Here is a 23,601-nt window from a genome sequence, read left to right as displayed (position 1 = left end):
GTCGATCTGCAGCTCCGTGCGTCTCGACTGATGCGGGTTGACCTCTAGAGATGTGAGTTGACCTCTAGAGATGTGAGTTGACGTCGTCGAGGCTGAGATCCTTAGCGACCATGAGCACCTGCAGGTGGTAGAGCAGCTGGGAGATCTCCTCGGCGAGCTCATCCTTAGTCTCATATTCGGCCGCCATCCAGACCTCTGCGGCTTCTTCGACGACCTTCTTCCCGATCGCATGGACTCCTGCGTCGAGTTCGGCCACGGTCTTCGAGCCTTCAGGACGATCGAGGGATTTCTGCAGGAGTTCGGCGTACAGCGAGTCAAAAGTCTTCACGAAACCAGCCTAATACATCGATCTCAACACGCTCACACGGGGTCTCGGCCATCGGGACGCTACCCCACTACGGAACGGTCCACTCGACGGGACGATCACCCACGACTGGGAGGTCTCATTCCTCGCTGCCTCGGTTGATGTCCGTGGCGCCTCGATGAGGCGCCGAGATCGTCTGCTTCGATCTCTTCGACCAGTCGATGAAGCCGAGGACGACCATGACGAGGAAGATGAGGTATACGGCACCGGAGAACACGAGTCCTCCGGCGACGGCCAGGGGTATCCCTACGAGGTCGACGGCCAGCCACACGAACCAGAATTCGACGATCGCACGACCCTGGGCGTACATCGCCACGATTGAGCCGACGAAGATGTAGGCGTCGGGATAGGGGTTCCAGGACCATCCGCCCAGTGCCAGGACGTAGCCGAAGACTCCGGTGCCCACGAGGAGCCCGCCGATCAGGAGCAGTCGCTCCTTCCAGATCGCCCAGCGGACGAGGACTTCGCCGGCGGCTTCCCGGGATTTCTTCCACTGCGTCCAGCCCCACACTGCGGCCACGATGATGACGACCTGGCGGGAGGCGTTGCCGCCGAGTCCGGCGGAGATGCTGGCGGCGAAGAGAAGGATGGAACCCAGGATCTGGACCGGCCAGGACAGAATGTTGCGCCGCAGCGCCAGGACCACGGTGGCCAAGGCGCAGATATTGCCGAACAGATCGGAATACGGCACTGGTTTGCCCAGCAGTTCGAATGCTGGGGTGTTCAGCCAGTCGAGCAGTTCCATTTCCGCCTTCTTCAGTGCACGTGTGATGCTGCGAGTTCACGCAGCTCCGAGATCGCGGTGGCTGCATCGTCGGGTCCGTAGACGGCGGAGCCGGCCACGAGCACATCGGCGCCGGCGTCGACGACGCGTTCGATCGTCGACGTCGAGACTCCCCCGTCGACCTGCAGCTTGATCTCCAGCCCGGAGGCTGAAATCGCCTCACGGGTGCGACGGATCTTCGGCAGGCACACATCCAGGAACTTCTGTCCACCGAAACCGGGTTCGACGGTCATGATGAGGATCTGGTCGAACTCGCCGAGGAGGTCGATGTAGGGCTCGATGGGGGTCGCCGGCTTGAGTGCGAGGCTGGCTTTGGCTCCCAGCTTTCGGATCTCCCGAGCCAGGCGCACAGGTGCGGCGGCCGCCTCGGCGTGGAAGGTCACCGAGGCGCAGCCGAGCTCGGCGTAGACCGGTGCGTTCCGGTCCGCGTCGGCGATCATCAGGTGTGCGTCGAGCGGGATCGGACTGATCGCCTGGATCCGTTCGACCACGGGCGGGCCGAAGGTGAGGTTCGGAACGAAATGGTTGTCCATCACGTCGATGTGCGCCATATCGGCGGTGCTGATTTTTGCCAGTTCGCCTCGCAGGTCCGAGAAGTCGGAGCTGAGGATGCTGGGGTTGATCTCGATCGCCATTTCAGTGCGCCTTCCGCATCAGAGCCAAGAACATTCCATCGGTGTTGTGGACATGGGGCCACAGCTGAGCGTACCGTCCCGTTCCCCGGCTCACCGAGGTGAACCCTTCGGCATCGGTGCCCGTGACCTCTGCGAGGACAGCTGGGGCATCCAGGATTTCAATGTCGGACCCGCGCAGGACATCGTCGACGACGAGCACTGTCTCCGCGTAGTGGGGAGAGCAGGTCGAGTAGGCGACGACTCCCCCGGCAGCGCATGCGTCCAAGGCTGCCCGCAACAGTTCTCGCTGCAGTCCTGCCAGCGCGTTGATGTCCTCAGGGCGACGACGGTAGCGGGCCTCGGGGCGACGACGCAGGGCGCCGAGTCCCGAGCAGGGAACGTCGACGAGCACCTTCGCGTAGGGGCCTGTGGCCTCGCGGGCGTCTTGGACGCGGGTCGTGACGTTATCGAGGGCCTGGGTGGAGGATCGCACAAGTTCGACCCTGTGCTCGCTGGAGTCGAAGGCATCGAGAAAGGTTCCCGACGCCTTCGCAATCGCCGCGAGGACTGCGGCCTTGCCACCGGGTCCTGCACACAGGTCCGCCCAGGTGCCTGCCGGTGCCTCAACCTGCGCCAGGGCCAGAGCCACCAGCGCGGACCCTTCGTCCTGCACTCGGGCCCGGCCGCTGGCGACGGCATCGACGTTCTTGGGCACCGCTGTGTCGAGGGTGACGCCGATGGGTGAGAATTCGGTCGGCTGCCCGGGCAGTTCGCTGCGGTCGATGAGTCCCGGCAGAGCGGAGACGCTGACCTTCGCTGCCGCATTGTCGGCTTCGAGCAGGGCCTGCAGTTCAGACGCCTGCCGGCCGTGGCCCTTAAGGGCCTGTGTCATGGCCCGGACGATCCATTCCGGATGGGAGTATTCGATGGCCTGCTCGCTCACTGCGCTGGCTCCGGCGGTGACACGGCGCAGCCATTCGTCCCGGTCGACCTCGGAGACCCGGCGGAGTACGGCGTTGACGAACCCGGCCGTCTTCGGAGCATAGGACTTGATGACGGCCACGGTCTCCGACAGTGCTGCATGGTCGGGCACGCGCATGGACAGGATCTGGTGGGCGCCGAGGCGCATTCCGGCCAGCGGTTCAGGGTCGATGCTGTCGATGGGGCGGTTCGCGGCCTTGGCGATGATCGCATCGTAGAACTCCTGTTGGCGCAGCGCGCCATAGGTGAGTTCGGTCGTGAACGCCGCATCTTGGGGATCCATATGCGTGCGGGCGAGCTTGGCGGGCAGGAGCAGGTTCGCGTACGAGTCCTTCGTCTCCACATCGACGAGGACCTCCCAGGCGATGCGCCGAGGCAAGTTCTTGGCCTGACGCGGCTCTCGCCCACCCGAGGGTCCGTTGCCGGAGGACTTGCCGCCTGTTGGGGGCTTGTTCCCCGCTGGTCTCTTCCTCGGCATGCGCTCATCTGCTGGCATCGGTCTCATGCTCCTTGCTCGGGGTCTGCCGTCGGCTCGGCACTAGCTTCGCTGGGGTCGAATCGGATGTCGCCACGGCCACGCAGGAAGTCCACGGCAGCCATCCGAGGCTTGCCGAAGGGTTGGATCTCCTCGACCTGGACCCAGCCGTCGCCGCAGCCGAGGACAGCTGTCTTCTGCCAAGAGGTCAGCAGCCCGACATCGGTGGCCGCGGCGACGTCGGGAGCGGGTGCGAGTCCGAAGAGTTTGGCCCGCTTCCCATCGATGTTGGCCCATGGTCCGGGACTCGGGCTGACTCCCCGGGCACGGTCAATGATCGCCCGTGCGGGCTCGGAGAAGTCGAGATGGGCGTCGGCGATACCGATCTTGTCCGCGTGGCTCGCTTCCCCTGACTGCGGGCTCATGACCGCGGTGCCGTCGGCCAGGTCGTCGAAGGCCGCGACCAGTTCGGCCGCACCCCTATGGGCATAGTCGTCGAGTGCGGTGGCGACATCGGGATGGTCCAACGGGAGTTCGAGGCGGCGCAGGACGGGTCCGGAGTCCATGCCCTCGTCGATCTTGAACACGCTGACTCCACTGTGGCTCTGGCCTGCGATGAGGGCACGTTGGACCGGGGCGGCTCCGCGATGTTCTGGGAGAAGCGAGAAATGGAGGTTGAACCAGCCGAGTTCGGCAGTCGCCAGTGCTGCCGGTCCGGCGATGGCCCCATAGGCGACGACGGCTACGGCGTCGACCTTGAGGGCTCTGAGTTCTGTGATGACCTCGCCGCGGAGTCGGCTCGCCTCGATGACGTCGAGACCGAGTTCGAGGGCACGGGCTTTCACGGGTGAGGGGGTGAGGACACGTTTGCGTCCCACCGGGGCATCGGGTCGGGTGAGGACGGCACGGATGCGGTGCCGAGATTCGACGAAAGCCTCGAGGGCTGGCACTGCGGCATCCGGAGTTCCGGCAAAGACGATATCCACTTGAGGAATTCTACTTGTTCGCTTCGCGGACGCGGAGTCCGGGCATCGGGATGCTCACAGAGACCGCGGATCGTCGATGCGCACACGCACCTGGGGGAGCTTCTTCGCAGACCGGGAGGCGATCAGATGAGCCAATGCCTCGCCGACCGTGTCGCCTGCAGCGATCGGGTAGGCGGCGACGGCCTTCTGGCCATCGTCGTCGGAGTCGCGGATGAGTTCGGTCAGCTCGGGTACGGCGGTGATCATGGCGTCGATATCGGCGCCGGCGCCGGTGAGTTCAACGATGCGCCGGTAGGGCGGAAAGCCGAGCTCCATCCGATCGTTGAGCGCCCGGGACATGGTGGTGACCGGGTCGAAGGTGGTCACCGTGTTCCGGATCGTCTCATCGGTGTCGCCGAGGTAGACGACTCCCCCGGCTGTGCGTGATCTCACGAGGACGGCCGCACGCAGCCTCCGGCTGACCCCCTCATCGGTTGAGCGCATCCATGGCCCCGGCCACAGCGAGTCGAGCAGGATTGCGCAGGCGTAGCCGCCGAGGACGTAGGGCTCTGCTCCGGTGGTGGCGACGACGATGCGTGGAGAGTCGTCGATGGCGACGGGGATGTCGTCCCCGCCGGACTCGAGGATTTCGATGCCCGGCATGGCCTTGCGCAGCTCTTCGACGGTCCGACCTCTGCCGCGCACGATCGAGCGGACCTGGTTCGAGCGGCAGCGTCCGCAGGAGAACGTATCGGAATGGAACCCGCATGAGCGACAGGCGAAGGGGCCGACCTCGGACTGTGTGGTCAGGGTTGCCGAACACTGTGGGCAGCGTGCGACCTCTTGGCATCTCGCGCAGGCGAACACCGGATAGTATCCGGCCCGCGGGACCTGGACGAGGACGGGTCCGACCGCGTTCGTGTCCTTGGTTCTTGGGCGCAGGGCACCGCGCATCAGCTGCCAGGCGCGTGAGGGGATGCGCTGCCAGGCGAAGGGGTCTCGCTCCTCGTCGGGGACGTATACCCGCGGTGCGCCCTCACGGCGTTCCGGGCCGGTGGGTGTGGCGTCGTGCAGCCATCCGACCTCAACCAGGCGTTGGATCTCTGCGCTGCGATCGGTGGAGACGAACAGCAGCCCGGTGGAGTCGATGGTCGACCTCAGCAGGCACACTTCCCTGGCGTGTGGGTATGGTGCGTGCTGGTCGAGGTAGTTCGAGTTCGAGTCGTCGAAGCAGATGATGAGGCCCAACCCTTCGACCGGGGCGAAGGCGGCTGCTCTGGTGCCGATCGTCACACGTGTGTGTCCCAGCAGGCCACGCAGCCAGGCTTTCCAGCGTTGCTCGGGTGATTGATCGGCGCTGAGCACGGAGTACGAGCCGATGTCCTCGCTGGAGTCGAGTGCGGCCGCGAGCACAGCAAGTTCACGATGATCGGGCACCAGCCACAGCACCGACTCCCCCGCCGCCAGCGTTGCTCGGGCAGCTTCCAGGCCGGCGGTGATCCAACTCAGTCCTGGGGTGGGTCCGGGGACGCAGGTCATGGCGATCCGCGGATGTTCGGCGGCTGGGAACTTGTCTTCTCTGTCGTGGGCGGATTCGTTGACCACCCATTCGCCGAGGCGGCCGATCGTGTCCGTTGTCGTCGAAGTCGGGGTGTTGGAAGTTGAAGCCGAGCCCTCGGACGTTGAGTTCGCGGCCTCGCCTGCCGTCGGCGCTGCGGAGTCGCTCTGCTGCTGTTGCGCGGCCTTCTCCGCCTTGAGCACCGCCTTTTCGGCACGTGCGTGGCGGGGCGGGATCGCCAGACGCAGCACATCGGAGAGGGTTCCCGCGTAGCGGCGGGCCGTGGCAGTGGCTAGGCGCAGCAGTTCTGGTGTGAGCACGACGACGGGGCTGGTGATGCGCTCGATCGTGGCGAGTGGTCCGATGTGTTCGGATTTCTCAACCCGTTCGAGGAGGAATCCGTCACGCAGCTTCCCGGCGAATTTGACCCTGACTCGCACACCGGGGCAGGCTGTGTCGGCGAATTTCTCCGGCACGGCATAGTCGAAGGTCCGGGCCAGGTGCGGCACCGGGTGATCGATGAGCACGTGAGCCACGGGGTCTTCCGATGCCACCGGCACCTGCCCGATGGCGGAGGTGCCGGTGTCGATGGGAAGAGGTTCGTCCATCAAGCCGAGGAGACTGCGCGCAGCAGATCGTCGGCACGGTCCGTGACCTCCCAAGTGAAGTCGGAGAGCTCGCGGCCGAAGTGGCCGTAGGTCGAAGTCTGAGAGTAGATCGGGCGCAGGAGGTCGAGTTCCTGGATGATCATGGCTGGTCGCAGGTCGAAGACCTCCCGAATCGCCTTCGAGATCGCGTGGGGGTCCACCTTCTCGGTGCCGAAGGTTTCGACGTAGAGGCCCATCGGGTCGACGCGGCCGATCGCATAGGAGACCTGCACCTCGGCGCGGTCGGCGAGCCCGGCGGCGACGACGTTCTTCGCGACCCAGCGCATGGCATAGGCGGCGGAGCGGTCGACCTTCGAAGGGTCCTTGCCGGAGAAGGCGCCGCCGCCGTGGCGGGAGTATCCGCCGTAGGTGTCGACGATGATCTTGCGGCCGGTCAGTCCGGCATCTCCCATCGGTCCGCCGGTGACGAAGGGCCCGGCGGGGTTGATGTGGATGTTGGCATGGCTGACGTCGAGGTTGGAGCCGGCGATGACCGGGTCGATGACGAAGTCCTTGATCTCCGAATGCAGCTGGGCCTGGTCGACGTGCGCGGCGTGCTGGGTCGAGACCACGATGTTCTCGATCGACACGGCTTCGTTTCCGTCGTAGCCGAGTGTCAGCTGGGTCTTGCCGTCAGGACGCAGATAGTCCAATGCTCCGGTCTTGCGCACTTCGGAGAGTTTCTCCGCCATGCGTGAGGCGAGATGGATCGGCATGGGCATGAGGACGTCGGTGGCGTTGTCGGCGTAGCCGAACATGAGGCCCTGGTCGCCGGCGCCCAGGCTGGAACCGTGATCGGAATCCACGGCTTCGCGGAAGTCCAGCGGGTTGGTCACACCGGAATGGATGTCGGTGGACTGGCTGCCGATGGAGACGGACACACCGCAGGAATGGCCATCGAATCCAGTGTCGGAGGAGTCGTAGCCGATGCCGGTGATGAGCTGACGGACGATGCCTGCCACGTCGGCGTAGGCCGCGGTGTTGACCTCGCCGGCCACGTGGACGAGTCCGGTGGTGACCATCGTCTCGACGGCGACTTTGGCGTTCGGGTCCTGACTCAGCAGATCGTCGAGGACGGCGTCGCTGATCTGGTCACAGATCTTGTCGGGGTGGCCCTCGGTGACGGATTCGGACGAGAAGAAGCGCAGATTTGATTGACTCACGGCGTCGATTCTACGCATTCCACACGATCGGCGAGAGCCTCGATGACCTTTTCCGAAACATCGTCTTTGCTGCCGTGGATTTCCGTGCCGGCGACGACGTCGTCACCGTCGGCGGTGAGAATCTGCACGGCATTGTCGTCCTGGCCGAAGGCCCTGTCGCCGGAGACGTTGTTGAAGACGAGGAGGTCCACACCCTTGCGGCGGAACTTCGCCTTCGCGTAGTCGAGTGCACTGTGATGAGAATCTCCGGTCTCGGCGGCGAAACCGATGATGATCTGAGGCTGACGACGTGATTCGACCAGCCCCACGAGCACATCAGGGTTCTGGATCAGCTGCAGAGTCATTCCCTCGTCGCCCGACTTCTTCATCTTCGAGTCGGTGCGCTCAGCCGGCCGGTAATCAGCAACGGCGGCGGCCATGATGACGGCATCGGCGTCGGCCTGAGAGGCGTGCATCTGAGTCTGGAGTTCAAGCGTGGACTCGACCGTGGTGATTCGGACACTGTCGGGCAGATCGGACAGCAGTCCCGAATCGATGTTGGCCGCAACCAGGTCAACGTGGGCTCCGGCACGGGCAGCGGCACGTGCCAGGGCAACGCCCTGCTTGCCTGAGGAACGATTCCCGAGGTAGCGCACGGGATCGAGTGGTTCTCTGGTTCCGCCGGCGCTGATGACGAGGTGCTTTCCGTGCAGCCGTCCTGTCCCTGCCGAGGCGACAGCGGACGTGTGTGCGTTCGCGGCGGCGGCCAGGGAGAAGTCGACTATCGTGTCGGGTTCAGGGAGCCGGCCGGGGCCCGAATCGGGCCCGGTGAGACGTCCCACAGCGGGTTCGAGGACGTGGATGCCGCGCTGTTTCAAGGTCGCGATGTTGGCGACGGTGGCGGCGTTCTGCCACATTTCGGTGTGCATAGCTGGGGCAACGACCACCTCGGCGGTCGTTGTCAGGACCGTGGCGGTGAGCAGGTCATCGGCGATGCCTGCGGCCAACTTGGCCAGAGTGTTGGCCGTGGCGGGGGCGATGATGACGAGTTCGGCTTCCTGCCCGATGCGGACATGGTTGACCGAATCAATCTCGTCGAAGACATCGGTGGTCACGGTCTGTGAGGACAGTGCCTCAAAGGTGGCGGCACCGACGAAATTCAACGCACTGGCGGTGGGCACGACTTTGACGCTGTGCCCGAGTTCCCGGAGTCGCCGAATGACATGGCACGCCTTGTAGGCGGCGATTCCACCGGCGACGCCGAGTACGGTTCTCACTGGTCGCTGAAGTCCAGTGCGCCGTCGTTGCTGGCAGCGGGCTGCGCAGGTTCTGGGGCGAGAGCACCGAAGTCGGCTTCGGTGACTTCGCGAGCCACGATCTTGCCTTCGTTGATCTCGCGGAGCGCAATCGACAGCGGCTTCTCGTGCGTGCCCGGGGTCACCAGCGGACCGACGTTCTCAAGCAGTCCCTCTTGGAGCTGGGCGTAGTAGGAGTTGATCTGGCGTGCTCGCTGAGCCGCAATCGAGACCAGTTCGTACTTCGAGCTGGTCACGGCCAGCAGATCATCAATCGGTGGATTGGTGATGCCTTCAGGTTGTGCAGGCAATGAATGTCCAATCTAATCGGTAGTGGATATACCCATCAATGATATGAGTTCTTCGGCCGCAGTGCGAACGTGGTCATTGATGATGGTGACATCGAACTCGGATTCGGCCTGCAATTCCCGCTTGGCCGTGGTCAGACGACGCTCTTGTTCTGCTGCCGTTTCCGTTCCGCGACCGGTGAGTCGCGACACGAGTTCCTCCCAGCTGGGCGGAGCCAGGAAGACGAACAGTGCGTCGGGCATCTTGTCCTTGACCTGGCGCGCTCCCTGGAGATCGATCTCCAACAGGGACGGTATCCCCTGGGTCAGCTTCTCCTGAACCTGAGCCGATGGGGTGCCGTAGCGGTGGCGTCCGTGGACGACGGCGTACTCGAGCAGCTCACCGGCAGCGATGAGTGAGTCGAATTCGTCATCGCTGATGAAGTGATAATGAACACCATCGGTTTCCCCGGGTCGCCGCGGCCGCGTGGTGGCGGAGACGGAGAACCAGACTTCGGGATGATGATCTCTGATGTACGCGCTGATGGTGCCTTTTCCGACCGCGGTAGGTCCCGCGAGGACGGTCAGTCGATTATTCACAGAACTATTGTTCACACATTCAGGAGTATTTCTCCAACAGGGCGTTCTTCTGGTGCACACCCAGGCCCTTGATTCGACGTGACGATGCGATGCCCACATCTTCCATGGCCGCTTCCGCGCGTCGATCGCCGACTCCGGGCAGTGATCTCAGCAGATCGACGACGCGCATCTTCGCGAGTGCTTCATCTGCATCGGCCTTCTTCAGCACGGAAGTGAGATCGGTTTGACCATTCTTCAGCGCGGTTTTGACCTCGGCTCGCGCCTGACGCGCTTTGAAAGCCTTGTCAAGAGCAGCTGAACGCTGTTGCGGGGTCAAAGGTTCGAGTGCCACATTATCTCCTCTGTCACCATGAACGGGCAGGTAGGGAAGTTGCTTCAGTCTAAAACAAAAACCCTCGTGAGAGGCATAAAGCGAGAAAGAAAACTCAAGTGTCTGCAGAAACCGTCGTTTTCAGCACCCCGTTGACCCGGGATATCACCAGTGGTTGGATAGGCGCATGGCGCGAGGCACAGCAATATCTCAGGGCGCAGCTCACGAAGGCGGTTGTGCCCCAGAACAGGCGGCCCCCAATGTCAGTGTCCGTTTGGCCACCGAGCAGGACCTGCCCGGCTTAGCCGAGCTGCGTTGGCGGTGGGCCCTGGAACAGCATGACCGCAGCGAACTTCTCCCACTCGAGGAATTTACAGTAGCAGCCGCTGATTGGTCGCAACGTCACTCGGACTCACACGTCCCCTTCGTGGCTGTCCTCAGAGACGAAACGGTCGGCATGGCGTGGTTGGCGATACTGCCGCGGGTGCTGGCGCCTCTGAATCCAAATCGAGCAAGCGGTGATGTCCAATCGTGCTTTGTCGCCCCGAAGCTACGCGGGTGCGGTATTGGTCATCGGCTCGTCACCGAAGTCGTCGAATATGCTCACCGACGTGGACTTGATTACATCACGGTCCACTCGTCCGAAGGTGCCGTGAGAATGTACGAGAGAGCCGGCTTCAAACAGTACTCTGGACTGCTGGGCAGAAGCACTGTCTGAAGCCGGGAGATCTCGTCGGTATCTGGGCTCAGCCCACCTGTTTCAGGGATAGGTTCAGTGCTTTCGCTGCGGCCTGCAGCCCGTCGGGCCCCGCACCGAGCACAGCGCGTGAGGTTGTGGCCAGAACCTGGTTAGCAGTGATCGCATCTGCTCCGAAGACGCCGATGAGTTCACTGATGCCCGCTCCCTGGGCGCCGACTCCCGGCGCCAGGATCGGCCCACCACATGCAGACGGGTCGAATCCGAGTTCGCGGGCCGCGGATCCGATCGTTGCACCAACGACCAGACCGAAGCGCCCGAGACCCTGTGGGGAGGCAGCCAAGTTGCGCTGCGCGACCTGGCCGACGATCGACCCGGCTACGGTGTCTCCGAAGCCTTCGACGGCCTCGCCGCGCCTGGCATGCTGGACCTCTGCCCCTTCCGGGTTCGATGTCAGTGCGAGGACGAAGACTCCCCGATCATGGGTCTGCGCGAGCTCGAAGGCAGGCTCCAGCGCCCCGAATCCCAGATACGGAGATGCCGTGATCGAATCGGCTGCCAGCGCCGAGGCGGGGTCCAGGTACGCGCGTGCGTAGGCTCCCATGGTCGACCCGATATCGCCGCGTTTGACGTCGAGGACGCTGATGAGATCGTGTACCCGGCAGACCGCCAAGGTCTCTTCGAGGACTGCGACTCCGGCCGATCCGTACTGCTCGAAGAAGGCTGACTGCGGTTTGACCGCGGCCACATTCCCCGCCAGCTCGGTCACCGTGCGCAGAGAGAATTCACGCAGCCCTTCCACTGTGCACGGCAAGCCCCAGGCTTCGAGGAGATGGTCATGGGGGTCGATGCCCACGCACAGCGGCCCGTGCTCGTCCATGGCCGCCTGTAGGCGGGCACCGAACATCACGAGTTCCAGTCCTGCAGGCTGCGGACCTTGAAGGTCTTGTCACGGACGACCTCGAGTGAGGTGACTGCGGCAGCGAACTCGGCGAGCGTCGTGATCAACGGCACGGAGTGCGCGGTCGCCGAGGCACGGATCTCGTAGCCGTCTGCCCTTTCCTGACGGCCGGATGGGACGTTGATGACCATGTCGATCGTGCCGGCGGCCAGGTAGTCGAGAATCGTACGATCCTCGGCGTCGGCCTCGAAGTGCTTGTGCACCTGTGTGGTCTTGATGCCGTACCGGGACAGGACTGCGGCCGTTCCGGTTGTGGCGACCACGTCGAAGCCCAAGTCGACGAGTTCCTTGACCGGCAGGACCATGGCACGTTTGTCCCGGTCTGCGACGGATACGAACACGGTGCCGGAGGTCGGCAGCTTGATCGATGCTCCCAGCAGCCCCTTCGCAAATGCTGTCGGGAAGTCGTGGTCGATGCCCATGACCTCACCGGTCGAACGCATCTCCGGTCCGAGGATCGAATCGACGACCTTGCCTTCGACAGTCCGGAACCGACGGAACGGCAGGACCGCTTCCTTGACCGCGATCGGATGATCCAGTGGAAGTCGCGAACCGTCGCAGGTCTCCGGGAGCAAGCCTCCGCGCATATCGGCAATCGTTCGTCCGACCGCGATGAGTGCGGCGGCCTTCGCCAGTTGTGTGGATGTGGCCTTCGAGACGAACGGCACGGTCCGGGAGGCACGCGGGTTGGCTTCGATGACGTGGAGCACGTCAGCGGTGATAGCGAACTGGATGTTGAGCAGCCCGCGCACGTTGGTGCCTTCGGCGATCGCCAATGTGGCCGTGCGGACCCGCTCAAGCACATCTTCGCCCAGGGTCAGCGACGGCAGCACGCAGGCTGAGTCGCCGGAATGGATTCCTGCTTCCTCGATGTGCTCCATGATGCCGCCGATGAAGATGTCGGTGCCATCGTAGAGGGCATCGACATCGATTTCGATGGCGTCCTCGAGGAACCGGTCGACGAGGACGGGACGGTCCACAGAGATCTCCGTGGCAGTGGCCATGTAGTCCACGAGCTGAGTGCGGTCGTAGACGATCTGCATGCCGCGGCCGCCGAGTACGTACGAGGGGCGGACGAGGACCGGGTAGCCGATTTCTTCGGCGATCTTCTCGGCCTCTGAGTACGTCACTGCGGTGCCGTGCTTCGGTGCGGTGAGACCGGCACGGTCGAGGACGGCGCCGAATTCGCCGCGGTCCTCGGCCAGGTCGATCGCTTCGGGCTGCGTGCCGAGGACCGGGACTCCTGCGGCCTTGAGATTGTCGGCCAAGCCCAGCGGGGTCTGACCACCCAGGGTGCAGACGACGCCGAGTACGGGACCGGCGGCCACCTCGGCGTGGTAGACCTCCATCACGTCTTCGAAGGTCAGCGGCTCGAAGTAGAGGCGATCAGCGGTGTCGTAGTCCGTGGACACGGTCTCCGGGTTGCAGTTGACCATGATCGTCTCGTACCCGGCTTCGGAGATAGCCATGGTCGCGTGCACGCATGAGTAGTCGAACTCGATGCCCTGACCGATTCTGTTGGGTCCCGAACCGAGGATGATCACGGCAGGCTTCTCGCGAGGTGCGACCTCGGTCTCCTCGTCATAGCTCGAGTAGTGGTACGGAGTATGTGCGGCGAACTCGCCTGCGCAGGTGTCCACAGTCTTGAACACGGGACGGACACGCAGCGCGTGGCGGACTCCGGTGACGACGCCGGTGTCGAGTGTGCGCAGACTCGCGATCTGCTCGTCGGAGAAGCCGTGGTTCTTCGCGACCTTGAACACCCGGGCGTCGAGTTCGTCTGCTGTGGAGATGTACTCGGCGACCTCATTGATGAGTTCGATCTGGTCAAGGAACCAGGGATCGATCTCGCAGGCTTCGAAGACCTCCTCGTTGCTCAGGCCGGCGGCCAGTCCGCGCTGAACAGAATGGATCCGGTCGGCTGTTGCATGCGAGATCGCTTCGAGGACGGATTCTCTGACATCCTCATCGCTGATGTCGGGCAGATCGGACCATGAGAATGAGGCGTCGCGCTGCTCCATCGACCGCATGGCCTTCTGCAGAGCGGTGGTGAAGTTGCGGCCCAGTGCCATAACCTCGCCCACGGATTTCATGGTCGTGGTCAGCGTCGGGTCCGCAGCAGGGAACTTTTCGAAGGTGAATCGCGGGATCTTGACGACGACGTAGTCAAGTGTCGGTTCGAAGCTGGCAGGCGTGACCCGTGTGATGTCGTTGGGGATCTCGTCGAGCGAATACCCCACGGCCAGTTTGGCAGCCATCTTGGCGATCGGGAAGCCTGTGGCCTTCGAGGCCAGTGCCGAGGACCTCGAGACCCGGGGGTTCATTTCGATGACGACGATGCGTCCGGTCTTCGGGTCCACGGCGTACTGGATGTTGCAGCCGCCTGTGGCGACTCCGACTGCACGGATGACGTCGATGCCGATGTCGCGCATCTTCTGGTATTCGCGGTCGGTCAGAGTCAGTGACGGGGCGACTGTGATGGAGTCACCGGTGTGTACTCCGACAGGATCGACGTTCTCGATCGAACAGATGACGACCACGTTGTCTTTGTGGTCGCGCATGAGTTCGAGTTCGTATTCCTTCCAGCCGAGGATCGACTCCTCGAGGAGCACCTCGTGTGTGATGGAGTCGCCCAGACCGGCGCCGGCGATGCGCCGCAGGTCGTTCTCGTCATAGGCCATGCCCGATCCCAGTCCACCCATTGTGAACGAGGGACGCACGACGACGGGATAGTTGAGTTCTTCGGCCCCGGCCAGTGCCTCGTCGATGGTGTGGCAGATGATGGACTTGGCCGATTCCGCGCCGCATTCCTCGACGATGGTCTTGAACTTCTGCCGGTCCTCGCCCCGCTGGATGGCGTCGACGTCGGCGCCGATGAGTTCGACCCCGTACTTCTCGAGGGTGCCCGCATCGTGCAGCGCGATCGCTGCGTTGAGCGCAGTCTGTCCGCCCAGGGTCGGCAGGATCGCGTCGGGGCGCTCCTTGTCGATGATCGATTCGATGATGTCGGGGTCGATCGGTTCGACATAGGTGGCGTCGGCGACGTCGGGATCGGTCATGATCGTCGCGGGGTTCGAGTTGATGAGGATGACGCGCAGGCCCTCTTCGCGCAGCACACGGCAGGCCTGGGTGCCCGAGTAGTCGAATTCACACGCCTGGCCGATGACGATGGGACCGGAGCCGATGACGAGGACGGATGTGAGATCTTGTCTGAGTGGCATGGTTCTCCTTAGGCCTGTGCGACCGGGGAAGCGGACATGAGGTCGATGAATCGATCGAACAGGTAGCTCGAGTCGTGGGGTCCGGCTGCAGCCTCCGGATGGAACTGGACGGAGAACGCGGGGATGTCGAGGCATTCGAGCCCTTCGACCACGTCATCGTTGAGGCATACGTGGGAGACGCGCACGCGACCGAAGCTCGCGTCGTGCGGGGCCTGTGTCTCGCCGTCTAGGGGTGCGTCGACGGCGAAGCCGTGGTTCTGCGAGGTGATCTCGACCTTGTCGGTAGTGCGATCCATGACGGGGACGTTGATGCCGCGGTGGCCGAAGGGCAGTTTGTATGTGCCGAAGCCCAATGCCCTGCCCAACAGCTGGTTGCCGAAGCAGATTCCGAAGAACGGGATCTGCGCGCCGAGGACCTCGCGGAGGAGTTCGACCTGGGTATCGGCGGTCGCGGGGTCACCGGGGCCGTTGGAGAAGAAGACCCCGTCGACGCCGAGTGCCTGGATCTCCGCGAAACTTGTCGTGGCGGGCAGGAGGTGGACCTCGATGCCACGTTCGCTCAGCCGTTCGGGGGTCATCGACTTGATGCCCAGGTCCAGGGCTGCGACGCTGAATTTCTTCTCGCCGACTGCGGGGACAAGTTTGGGCTCGGTGATCGAGACCTCTTCGGCCAGTTTCGCTCCAGCCATGTGTGGTGAGGCCTGAACCTTGGCCAGCAGCTCTTTGTCCTCAACCTCGGCGGCAGGGCCGGAGAAGATGCCCATGCGCATGGCTCCCGCTTCACGCAGGTGCAGGGTCAGGGCGCGGGTGTCGACGTCGCTGATGCCCACGATCTCTGATTCTTCGAGGCGCGTGGACAGGTCTCCGATGGAGCGCCAGTTCGAGGACACACGGGAGGCGTCGCGGACGACGTAGCCGGCCACCCAGATCTTGGCTGATTCGTCGTCGTCATCGGTGATTCCCGTGTTGCCGATGTGCGGAGCCGTCTGGATCACGATCTGACGGTGGTAGGACGGGTCGGTCAGGGTCTCCTGATAGCCCGACATTGCGGTGACGAAGACCGCTTCGCCCAGGGTCTCGCCGACGGCCCCGTATGCGGAGCCGCGGAAGGTGCGTCCGTCTTCGAGGACGAGGACAGCGGGTGTGGTGGACAGTCTCATTGTGCCTCTTCGATCATTTCGCGGATGCGGGCGACGGTGGGTGTGGTGCTGGCGGAGTAGCGGGCGCGGAAGCCTGTGTCGACGAGGGTCTCCCCCAGCCGCCAGGTGATGCGCACGATTCCGCCGCGTTCGACGAACTTGCCGATCATCCCGGCGGTGGTGTCGACGGAGACGATATCGCGCCTGGGGATCAGGAAGTCCTCACGTCCGGCGAGGTCCATGACGACTCCCCCATCGGTGATGACGATCTCTCCGGTGGTGCGGATGCCGAGGCCGTGGACGGCGACTCGTTCGAGTGGGTGCCCGGCCAAGGTCGTCGATACGTAGGATCCTTCGACGGGATCGGAGACGGCCTTGATTCCCATGTGCGGTTTCGCAGGCTGCGGCATTTCGGTCTGGCTCTTCTTTCGTCGGCTCCAGCCCCAGGTGATCGCAAGGATCAGGAGGAGGAAGACGACTGCGATTATGATGACGCTTACTGGTCTGTCCATGATGCTCCTGCCGGGTGGGGTGTGCTGAGTTCGCCGCCGGAGAGCACCCGGTGGCCGTAGAAGAAGGTGTCGGTGATCGAGGTGGAGACCTCGAGTCCGGCGAAGGGATTGTTGCGGCCCTTCGTGGCATGGTCCTCGGGCACGATCGTGTGTGTGGAGGCCGGGTCGATGAGGACGATGTTCGCGCTCGCACCGATCTCGAGGCTGCCGTGACCGGTGGCCCCTGTGATCCGTGCCGGTGTTGCGGACATGACGCGGGCAAGGTCTCCGTAGTCGAAGTCGTAGTTGCGCATCGCCTCAACGACGATGGGCAGCGCGGTCTCCATGCCGACCATTCCCATGGCCGCAGCCGTCCACTCGCTGCATTTGTGCTCGGCGGTGTGCGGGGCGTGATCGGTGCCGATGACATCGATCGTGCCGTCGGCCAGCGCTTCGCGCAGTGCGTTCACGTCGGCTTCCGTGCGCAGCGGTGGGTTGACCTTGTAGACGGGGTCGAAGCTGCGGACGAGTTCGTCGGTGAGCATCAAGTGGTGCGGGGTGACCTCGGCGGTGATCTCGACTCCGCGGGACTTCGCCCACCGGATGATGTCGACGCTGCCCTTGGTCGATACGTGGCAGATGTGCAGGCGTGAGCCCACATGTTCGGCCAGGAGCACATCGCGGGCGATGATCGATTCCTCGGCCACGGCCGGCCAGCCGGGCAGTCCCAGTTCAGCCGAGACGACTCCCTCGTTCATCTGCGCGCCTTCGGTCAGGCGCGGTTCCTGGGCGTGCTGGGCGATGACTCCGTCGAATGTCTTGACGTATTCGAGGGCCCGGCGCATGAGCAGCGGGTCTGAGACGCAGATGCCGTCGTCGGAGAAGATCCTGACTCGAGCCGCCGAACGGGCCATGGCTCCGATTTCTGCGAGATTCTTCCCCTCCAGGCCGATGGTCACAGCTCCGATGGGCACGACTTCGGTGTAGCCGGCGGTCCGGCCGAGCCGGTGGACCTGCTCGACGACGCCTGCAGTATCGGCCACCGGGGCCGTGTTCGCCATCGCATGAACACAGGTGAACCCGCCCGAGGCGGCCGAGCGTGATCCGCTCAGGATCGTCTCCGCGTCCTCTTTTCCGGGCTCGCGCAGATGCGTATGCATGTCGACGAGCCCGGGCAGGGCGATCAGCCCCTCAGCGCTCACGACCTCCACATCGCGGCTCGTGGGATCGAGCAGTTCGGGGTCGACGATCGTCGATTCCCTGACCGCAATATCGGCGATTCCCTGGCCCAGCACATTCGCACCGCGGATCAGATAATCATTCATTGGTTCCCTCCTGGCCCGTCAAGAGGCGGTACAGGACCGCCATTCGCACGCTCACTCCGTTCTCGACCTGGTCGAGAATGAGAGCACGCGGTGAGTCGGCTGCTGCCGCTGAGATTTCGAAGCCGCGGTTCATCGGCCCCGGGTGCATGATGAAAGTCTCCTTCGGCAGTCCGGCCAGCCGGGCTGCCGAAAGTCCCCACAGTCGTGCGTATTCGCGTTCGTTGGGGAAGAACGATTCGTGCATGCGCTCGTTCTGGACACGCAGCATCATCACGGCCGCAAAGTCTTCGCTGTGCAGGGCCTCGTCGAGGTCGTAGTGGAGTGTCACGGGCCAATTCTCGACACCCCACGGGAGCAGAGTCGGCGGTGCCACGAGGTGGACTTCGGCGCCGAGGCGGGCCAGCAGGTGGACATTCGAGCGGGCTACCCGGGAATGGAGAACGTCACCGACGATGGCGACTTTCGCCCCGTCGAGTCCGCGTCCGCGAGGGCCCTCTTTGACAGCGCCTGAGGCGGAGAACCCGCCGAGGGCACGACGCAGGGTGAAGGCGTCGAGCAGCGCCTGTGTCGGATGTTCGTGGGTGCCATCGCCGGCGTTGACGACGGGAACGTCGATCCAGCCGGTGTGGGCCAGGCGATGCGGAGTGCCCGAGCCGGGGTGCCTAACGACGAGAGCGTCGGCTCCCATTGCCGAGATCGTCTGGATGGTGTCCTGCAGGCTCTCGCCCTTGGACACTGAAGAGCCCTTGGCAGAGAAGTTGAGGACGTCTGCTGAGAGCCTCTTGGCCGCGGCTTCGAAGGACAGCCGGGTCCGGGTCGAGTCTTCGAAGAAGAGATTGACGACGGTGCGTCCGCGCAGGACGGGAAGCTTCTTGACCTCACGTTCGGAGACCTGAGTCATCTCCTCTGCGATGTCGAGGATCGAGATAGCTTCTTCACGGCTTAAGGAGATGGTGTCGAGGAGGTGTTTCATTCGCGACCTCCCGAGATGGTGACGCCGTCTTCTCCGTCGATCTCGAGCAGGGAGACGTTGACGCGTTCACTGTTGGAGGTGGGAAGGTTCTTTCCGACGTGATCGGCGCGGATCGGCAGATCCCGGTGGCCCCGATCGACGAGGACGGCGAGGCGGACCTTGGACGGACGACCCAGATCGGAGAGCGCGTCGAGGGCTGCTCTGATCGTCCGCCCGGAGAAGAGCACATCGTCGACGAGGACCACGGTCTTGGCATCGATGCCGTCGGCGGGGATAGTGGTGGGTTCAGGTGCACGGTAGGCACCGCTGCGCAGGTCGTCACGGTACATCGTGATATCGAGGCTGCCGACGAGCTCGCCGGCCATCTCAGGTCGTGCCGAGATCGAGGCGATCTGCTCTGCCAGACGAGTGGCCAGAGGAACGCCGCGGCGCGGAATTCCGAGAAGAACGAGGTCGTCGCTGCCCTTGTTGGACTCGATGATCTCGTGGGCGATACGGGTCATTGCCCGTTTCATATCTGGGGCATCGAGCACTGTTCGCTGTGTCATACTTCCCCTTCTCCGCCTCTCCGGACGGTGGTTAAAGGAGTGGTTCGATTCGATTGTAGACCTCAGCCGATTCGGCTCGGTTCGCGGGTCCGGATTCCGGACCCGCGGACTCAGATCAGGGTCGGCTTGACGTCCAGGACGCGTGAGAGCAGTCCTGAGATGAAGCCTGGTGAGTCATCCGTTGAGAACTGCTTGGCCAGGGACACGGCTTCGTCGATTGCCGCCTTGTCGGGCACCTCATCGTTGAAGAGGATCTCCCAGGTCCCGATCTGGAGCAGCGCCAGATCCACGGCCGGCATCCGCTCCAGGGTCCAGCCCTCAGCGTAGGTGGCGATGATCTCGTCGATCTCCTCACGATGACTCGTGATTCCTTCGACGATCTCGACCGAGTAGGCCTTCATCGGATAATCGGGGTCGTTGGACCGCATGGTCACGACCTGCTCGGTGTCGAGGCGACGTTGTCCTGCCTCGAACATCAGTTCCAGGGCCCGACGTCGGGCCCGCGTACGCGCTGACACTTACTTGACGCGACCCAGGTAGTCGCCGTTGCGGGTGTCGACCTTGACCTTGGTGCCCTCTTCGAGGAACAGCGGCACTTGGATGTCGTAGCCGGTCTCCAGCGTTGCAGGCTTCGATCCACCAGTCGACCTGTCACCCTGCAGGCCTGGTTCGGTGTGGGTGATCAACAGCTCAACCGAAGGCGGCAGCTCCACAGACAGGGCAGTGCCCTCGTGGAAGGAGATCTGCAGATTCTGGTTCTCGAGCATGTAGTTGGCGGCATCGCCGACGAGGTCTGGCGGGATGCTGACCTGGTCGTAGTCCTCGGCATCCATGAACACGTAGTCGGTGCCGTCATGGTAGAGGTACTGCATATCGCGACGGTCGACATTGGCTGTCTCGACCTTGGTTCCGGCGTTGAAGGTCTTGTCGATGATCTTGCCGGACATAACGTTCTTGAGCTTGGTGCGGACGAATGCCGGACCCTTGCCGGGCTTGACGTGCTGGAACTCCAGCACCTGCCACAGCTGCTTGTCGATATTGAGCACAAGGCCGTTCTTCAGGTCGTTGGTTGAAGCCACTAATCCGTCCTTCTTCGTGTCAGTCTTGGCCACCGCGAGGTGATTTGGTGTGTCTGGCGACAACGTGCAGTTTCGCCAAACAGCAATTCTAGCAAGCTCCTGCAGGGCCTGCCATCTCGGGCCTCAGCCCAGGTCGGTTCCGAGCATGACGCGGGGAGAGTCCTCCCCGATCTCCTGGTAGGCCGTGTGGAGGATCGAGACGTCCGGGATCTCCACTGTGGCGGGCGCGCCCACTTCGCTCAGAAGCACCATGCGCAGCATGGAGCCACGTGCCTTCTTATCTCGTTTCATCGTCTCCAACAGCTGCGGCCAGACATCGGCACGGTAGGCCACGGGCAGGCCCAGCTTGGTCAGCAGCTCACGGTGGAGGTCGACGGTCTCAGGGGGAAGGCTCTTGACCATCGCGGCCACCTCGGCGGCGAAGACCATGCCCACGGAGACCGCGGCGCCGTGGCGCCACTGGTAGCGCTCTTTGTGCTCGATGGCGTGGGCCAGGGTGTGTCCGTAGTTGAGGATCTCTCGGCGCCCGGATTCCTTGAAGTCATCGGCGACGACCTCGGCCTTGACTGCGATCGCACGTTCGATGAGCTCGCGCAGGACGGGGCCTTCCACCTCGGCGATCTCAGCCTTCGAATGGTTGCTCACCAGATCGAGGATCGCGGGATCGGCGATGAAACCGGTCTTGACCACCTCGGCGAGACCGGTGAAGAGTTCGTTCTCCGGCAGTGTCTGCAGGGTGTCGAGGTCGACGAGGACGCCGGAGGGCGCGTGGAATGAACCGACGAGGTTCTTGCCTTCGGCGGTGTTGATCCCTGTCTTACCGCCGATGGCCGCGTCGACCATTCCCAGCACCGTGGTGGGAATGTGGATGACGGAGATTCCGCGCAGCCAGGTTGCTGCGACGAAGCCGCCGAGGTCGGACACGGCTCCCCCGCCCACGGTGATGATGGCATCGCTGCGGGTGAAGTCGCTCTGCCCCAGCACCTGCCAGCAGAACGAGGCGACCTGCACGTGTTTGGCTTCTTCGGCGTCGGGGATCTCAGCCACGATCGCATCGAGACCGGTTGCACGCAGATCGTCACGAACCGTCTCTCCGGTGGCACGCAGAGCCCGCGGATGGATAACGAGCACCTTCTCGACCCGGGGGCCGAGGAGCTCGGGAAGTTCGCCCAGGAGACCCTGCCCCACGAGAACCGGATAGTTTCCGCCGGCTTCGACGTTGATGCGTGTGAGACTCATTCGTGCACTTTCCCCTTTGCTGCCTCCGGGCATGTCATGGCCGCGTTGGCTGAACTTACGAACCTGTTGCGACCCCAAGCCTAACTCTCCGACTCGCGGCCCGAGTACTTGGCATACTCCTCGGCTCGCTGCAGGCCGGTGAGGACGTCGACGACGCGGTTGACGATGGTCGAGGGATGGGAATTCGACGCATGGACACGGAACGTGGCGACCTGATCGTAGAGGGGCTCACGCTCGTTGACCAGCGACAGCCAGTTCTCCACCGGAGTTCCTGCCCCGCGCAGCAGCGGCCGGTGCGGGGAATTGAGCCTCGTCATGACGGTGTCGACGTCGATATCGATGTGCACGACCTTGATCGCGGGATGCCCCAGCTGGGCTCGGGTGCCCGGATTGAGGATCGCTCCCCCGCCCAGGGACACGATGCCTGGACGGTCGAGCAGCCTACGCAGGGCACGCCGGACGACCTCGCGTTCGATCCGCCGGAAATAGTCCTCACCGCGGTCGACGAAGATCTCTGCGATGACACCGTATTTGTCGACGATGTTGGCATCCGTGTCGATGAGCGGCAGATCGAGCCGATCCGCCAATAGCCGACCGATCGTGGACTTGCCGGCTGCGGGCGGCCCGGTCAGGACGATGCGTGATTGCGATGCCGGGACCGGTTCCAGCGGAGGAACCGGTTTCGGGTGCGGGCGCTGTGTCATTGGCCGATGTGAAGGTTCTCCGGAATGGCGGCCACGTAGGCATCCAGGTTCCGTTTGGTCTCGGCCACGGAGTCTCCGCCAAACTTCTCCACCACTGCCTCGGCGAGCACCAGGGCAACCATCGCTTCGGCGACGACGCCGGAGGCCGGAACCGCGCAGACGTCGGAGCGCTGATGGTTGGCCTTCGCAGGTTCACCGGTGACGACGTCGACGGTTGCCAGAGCGCGGGGCACCGTGGCGATGGGCTTCATGCCTGCCCGGACGCGCAGCGGGCCGCCCGTCGACATTCCGCCCTCGGTGCCGCCGGCACGGTTGCTCACGCGTCGGATCCCGTCCTCGCCCACCTCGAGCTCGTCATGGGCGGCCGATCCGGGGCGCTTCGTGGTCTCGAAGCCATCGCCGATTTCAACGCCCTTGATCGCCTGAATGCCCATCAGGGCCCCGGCGAGTCGGGAGTCGAGGCGACGGTCCCAGTGGACATGCGACCCCAGCCCGGGCGGGAGATTGTAGGCGAGGACCTCGACGGCTCCGCCCAACGTGTCACCGGCCTTCTTCGCCGCATCGATTTCGGTGACCATGCGGGCCGAGAGATCGGGATCGAAGCAGCGCACAGGATCGGCGTCGAGGGCATCCACATCGGAGGCCAGGGGCAAGGAAGGTTCCGTGGCGGAATCCACGGCATTCTCGGCGGTCCCGATGGCCACGGTGTGGGCGACCAGGGTGATGCCGAGCTCGCCCAGGAAGTTCGAGGCGATGGTGCCCAGCGCCACGCGCATTGCGGTTTCCCGTGCGGAGGCGCGTTCGAGGATCGGTCGTGCTTCGTCGAATCCGTATTTCTGCATACCGACGATATCGGCGTGACCCGGCCGCGGTCGGGTCAGCGGGGCGTTGCGCGCCTGCCCGGCGAGCTCGTCCTCGTCGATCGGGTCAGGACTCATCACGGACTCCCATTTGGGCCATTCCGTGTTCCCGACTTCAACAGCCACCGGTGAACCCAGTGTTTGACCGTGCCGGACTCCGCCGAGGAGTCGAACCTCGTCGGCTTCGAACTTCATCCGTGCTCCACGGCCGTAGCCCAAGCGGCGCCTCGCCAAGCTCGCGCGAATATCTTCCCTGGTGATAGGAACGTGGGCAGGAAGCCCCTCAATGATCCCAGTCAGCGCTTCGCCGTGGGATTCGCCTGCAGTCAGCCATCTCAACAT

At 63.8% G+C, this 23,601-nt stretch carries 24 protein-coding genes; 1 reads left to right on the top strand and 23 read right to left on the bottom strand.

What is annotated here, in order from left to right; genetic code table 11:
* Nucleotides 1-64: 64 nt before the first annotated feature.
* The 11 genes from INT40_RS01225 to mihF form a co-directional block, all read right to left on the bottom strand.
* Nucleotides 65-328, bottom strand: a complete 264-nt coding sequence (locus INT40_RS01225) for a phosphoribosyl-ATP diphosphatase (RefSeq protein ID WP_193095299.1) — start codon at nucleotides 326-328, stop codon at nucleotides 65-67.
* Between the two features lie 115 nt (nucleotides 329-443).
* Entirely contained in the window at nucleotides 444-1,109 is a 666-nt protein-coding gene (locus INT40_RS01220; RefSeq protein WP_193095298.1) for a nicotinamide mononucleotide transporter family protein, read from the bottom strand.
* 11 nt (nucleotides 1,110-1,120) lie between these two features.
* Nucleotides 1,121-1,783, bottom strand: coding sequence for a ribulose-phosphate 3-epimerase (gene rpe / locus INT40_RS01215; RefSeq protein ID WP_101570305.1), 663 nt, complete (start codon nucleotides 1,781-1,783; stop codon nucleotides 1,121-1,123).
* A gap of 1 nt (nucleotide 1,784) precedes the next feature.
* Nucleotides 1,785-3,239 carry an RsmB/NOP family class I SAM-dependent RNA methyltransferase gene (locus INT40_RS01210; RefSeq protein ID WP_193095297.1) on the bottom strand — a complete coding sequence of 485 codons (1,455 nt, stop codon included), beginning with the start codon at nucleotides 3,237-3,239 and terminating at the stop codon, nucleotides 1,785-1,787.
* A 5-nt stretch (nucleotides 3,240-3,244) separates the two neighbouring features.
* Nucleotides 3,245-4,204 (bottom strand): methionyl-tRNA formyltransferase, encoded by a 960-nt coding sequence (locus INT40_RS21100; protein WP_193095296.1) that lies wholly within the window; start codon nucleotides 4,202-4,204, stop codon nucleotides 3,245-3,247.
* A gap of 54 nt (nucleotides 4,205-4,258) precedes the next feature.
* The gene (locus INT40_RS01200) at nucleotides 4,259-6,349 is read right to left on the bottom strand and encodes a primosomal protein N' (RefSeq protein WP_193095363.1); all 2,091 of its coding nucleotides are present in this window, start codon (nucleotides 6,347-6,349) and stop codon (nucleotides 4,259-4,261) included.
* Nucleotides 6,349-7,551 carry a methionine adenosyltransferase gene (metK, locus tag INT40_RS01195; protein ID WP_319020811.1) on the bottom strand — a complete coding sequence of 401 codons (1,203 nt, stop codon included), beginning with the start codon at nucleotides 7,549-7,551 and terminating at the stop codon, nucleotides 6,349-6,351. The genes INT40_RS01200 and metK overlap by 1 nt, the downstream gene beginning before the upstream one ends.
* Nucleotides 7,548-8,807, bottom strand: coding sequence for a bifunctional phosphopantothenoylcysteine decarboxylase/phosphopantothenate--cysteine ligase CoaBC (coaBC, locus tag INT40_RS01190; protein ID WP_193095295.1), 1,260 nt, complete (start codon nucleotides 8,805-8,807; stop codon nucleotides 7,548-7,550). Before coaBC ends, metK begins: the two co-directional genes overlap by 4 nt.
* Nucleotides 8,804-9,136: a DNA-directed RNA polymerase subunit omega gene (gene rpoZ / locus INT40_RS01185; protein ID WP_101570311.1), complete on the bottom strand. Its 333-nt coding sequence runs from the start codon at nucleotides 9,134-9,136 to the stop codon at nucleotides 8,804-8,806. The genes coaBC and rpoZ overlap by 4 nt, the downstream gene beginning before the upstream one ends.
* A 12-nt stretch (nucleotides 9,137-9,148) precedes the next feature.
* Nucleotides 9,149-9,712, bottom strand: coding sequence for a guanylate kinase (gmk, locus tag INT40_RS01180; RefSeq protein ID WP_101570312.1), 564 nt, complete (start codon nucleotides 9,710-9,712; stop codon nucleotides 9,149-9,151).
* Nucleotides 9,713-9,731: 19 nt separating this feature from the next.
* Nucleotides 9,732-10,043 (bottom strand): integration host factor, actinobacterial type, encoded by a 312-nt coding sequence (mihF, locus tag INT40_RS01175; protein ID WP_101570313.1) that lies wholly within the window; start codon nucleotides 10,041-10,043, stop codon nucleotides 9,732-9,734.
* 166 nt (nucleotides 10,044-10,209) lie between these two features.
* On the opposite strand from mihF, the gene INT40_RS21295 reads away from it, so the two are divergent.
* Nucleotides 10,210-10,740 (top strand): GNAT family N-acetyltransferase, encoded by a 531-nt coding sequence (locus INT40_RS21295; protein WP_101570314.1) that lies wholly within the window; start codon nucleotides 10,210-10,212, stop codon nucleotides 10,738-10,740.
* Between the two features lie 28 nt (nucleotides 10,741-10,768).
* Here the strand turns inward: INT40_RS21295 and pyrF are convergent, their stop codons facing one another.
* The 12 genes from pyrF to aroC form a co-directional block, all read right to left on the bottom strand.
* A complete protein-coding gene (gene pyrF / locus INT40_RS01165) occupies nucleotides 10,769-11,626 on the bottom strand; it encodes an orotidine-5'-phosphate decarboxylase (RefSeq protein ID WP_193095362.1) in 858 nt (285 codons plus the stop codon).
* Nucleotides 11,626-14,901 carry a carbamoyl-phosphate synthase large subunit gene (carB, locus tag INT40_RS01160; RefSeq protein ID WP_193095294.1) on the bottom strand — a complete coding sequence of 1,092 codons (3,276 nt, stop codon included), beginning with the start codon at nucleotides 14,899-14,901 and terminating at the stop codon, nucleotides 11,626-11,628. The genes pyrF and carB overlap by 1 nt, the downstream gene beginning before the upstream one ends.
* A gap of 8 nt (nucleotides 14,902-14,909) precedes the next feature.
* Nucleotides 14,910-16,061, bottom strand: coding sequence for a glutamine-hydrolyzing carbamoyl-phosphate synthase small subunit (gene carA / locus INT40_RS01155; RefSeq protein ID WP_193070477.1), 1,152 nt, complete (start codon nucleotides 16,059-16,061; stop codon nucleotides 14,910-14,912).
* Nucleotides 16,058-16,552 (bottom strand): hypothetical protein, encoded by a 495-nt coding sequence (locus INT40_RS01150; protein WP_101570318.1) that lies wholly within the window; start codon nucleotides 16,550-16,552, stop codon nucleotides 16,058-16,060. The genes carA and INT40_RS01150 overlap by 4 nt, the downstream gene beginning before the upstream one ends.
* Nucleotides 16,537-17,856, bottom strand: coding sequence for a dihydroorotase (locus tag INT40_RS01145; RefSeq protein ID WP_193095293.1), 1,320 nt, complete (start codon nucleotides 17,854-17,856; stop codon nucleotides 16,537-16,539). The genes INT40_RS01150 and INT40_RS01145 overlap by 16 nt, the downstream gene beginning before the upstream one ends.
* On the bottom strand, nucleotides 17,849-18,829 hold the full coding sequence (locus INT40_RS01140) for an aspartate carbamoyltransferase catalytic subunit (protein ID WP_101570320.1): 981 nt from the start codon (nucleotides 18,827-18,829) through the stop codon (nucleotides 17,849-17,851). Before INT40_RS01140 ends, INT40_RS01145 begins: the two co-directional genes overlap by 8 nt.
* Nucleotides 18,826-19,377: a bifunctional pyr operon transcriptional regulator/uracil phosphoribosyltransferase PyrR gene (gene pyrR / locus INT40_RS01135; RefSeq protein WP_101570321.1), complete on the bottom strand. Its 552-nt coding sequence runs from the start codon at nucleotides 19,375-19,377 to the stop codon at nucleotides 18,826-18,828. The genes INT40_RS01140 and pyrR overlap by 4 nt, the downstream gene beginning before the upstream one ends.
* Before the next feature lie 110 nt (nucleotides 19,378-19,487).
* A complete protein-coding gene (nusB, locus tag INT40_RS01130) occupies nucleotides 19,488-19,895 on the bottom strand; it encodes a transcription antitermination factor NusB (protein ID WP_193095292.1) in 408 nt (135 codons plus the stop codon).
* Nucleotides 19,896-20,456: an elongation factor P gene (efp, locus tag INT40_RS01125; protein ID WP_101570323.1), complete on the bottom strand. Its 561-nt coding sequence runs from the start codon at nucleotides 20,454-20,456 to the stop codon at nucleotides 19,896-19,898.
* A gap of 123 nt (nucleotides 20,457-20,579) precedes the next feature.
* Entirely contained in the window at nucleotides 20,580-21,695 is a 1,116-nt protein-coding gene (gene aroB, locus INT40_RS01120; RefSeq protein ID WP_101570324.1) for a 3-dehydroquinate synthase, read from the bottom strand.
* Nucleotides 21,696-21,775: 80 nt separating this feature from the next.
* Nucleotides 21,776-22,399, bottom strand: a complete 624-nt coding sequence (locus INT40_RS01115) for a shikimate kinase (RefSeq protein ID WP_101570325.1) — start codon at nucleotides 22,397-22,399, stop codon at nucleotides 21,776-21,778.
* A complete protein-coding gene (gene aroC, locus INT40_RS01110) occupies nucleotides 22,396-23,601 on the bottom strand; it encodes a chorismate synthase (RefSeq protein ID WP_101570326.1) in 1,206 nt (401 codons plus the stop codon). The genes INT40_RS01115 and aroC overlap by 4 nt, the downstream gene beginning before the upstream one ends.

The organism is Brevibacterium sp. FME17, assembly GCF_014897515.1.
Taxonomy (GTDB): Bacteria; Actinomycetota; Actinomycetes; order Actinomycetales; family Brevibacteriaceae; genus Brevibacterium.
The sequence above is the reverse complement of the archived record's forward strand: the minus strand, read 5'-3'. Positions and strand labels throughout refer to the sequence as shown.

Coding starts and splice junctions, on each gene's coding strand:
- INT40_RS01220 (WP_193095298.1), bottom strand. CDS start 1,109: ATGGAACTGCTCGACTGGCTGAACACCCCAGCATTCGAACTGCTGGGC.
- rpe (WP_101570305.1), bottom strand. CDS start 1,783: ATGGCGATCGAGATCAACCCCAGCATCCTCAGCTCCGACTTCTCGGAC.
- INT40_RS01210 (WP_193095297.1), bottom strand. CDS start 3,239: ATGCCAGCAGATGAGCGCATGCCGAGGAAGAGACCAGCGGGGAACAAG.
- INT40_RS01200 (WP_193095363.1), bottom strand. CDS start 6,349: ATGGACGAACCTCTTCCCATCGACACCGGCACCTCCGCCATCGGGCAG.
- INT40_RS21295 (WP_101570314.1), top strand. CDS start 10,210: ATGGCGCGAGGCACAGCAATATCTCAGGGCGCAGCTCACGAAGGCGGT.
- pyrF (WP_193095362.1), bottom strand. CDS start 11,626: ATGTTCGGTGCCCGCCTACAGGCGGCCATGGACGAGCACGGGCCGCTG.
- carB (WP_193095294.1), bottom strand. CDS start 14,901: ATGCCACTCAGACAAGATCTCACATCCGTCCTCGTCATCGGCTCCGGT.
- carA (WP_193070477.1), bottom strand. CDS start 16,061: ATGAGACTGTCCACCACACCCGCTGTCCTCGTCCTCGAAGACGGACGC.
- INT40_RS01150 (WP_101570318.1), bottom strand. CDS start 16,552: ATGGACAGACCAGTAAGCGTCATCATAATCGCAGTCGTCTTCCTCCTC.
- INT40_RS01145 (WP_193095293.1), bottom strand. CDS start 17,856: ATGAATGATTATCTGATCCGCGGTGCGAATGTGCTGGGCCAGGGAATC.
- INT40_RS01140 (WP_101570320.1), bottom strand. CDS start 18,829: ATGAAACACCTCCTCGACACCATCTCCTTAAGCCGTGAAGAAGCTATC.
- pyrR (WP_101570321.1), bottom strand. CDS start 19,377: ATGACACAGCGAACAGTGCTCGATGCCCCAGATATGAAACGGGCAATG.
- aroB (WP_101570324.1), bottom strand. CDS start 21,695: ATGAGTCTCACACGCATCAACGTCGAAGCCGGCGGAAACTATCCGGTT.
- INT40_RS01115 (WP_101570325.1), bottom strand. CDS start 22,399: ATGACACAGCGCCCGCACCCGAAACCGGTTCCTCCGCTGGAACCGGTC.
- aroC (WP_101570326.1), bottom strand. CDS start 23,601: ATGTTGAGATGGCTGACTGCAGGCGAATCCCACGGCGAAGCGCTGACT.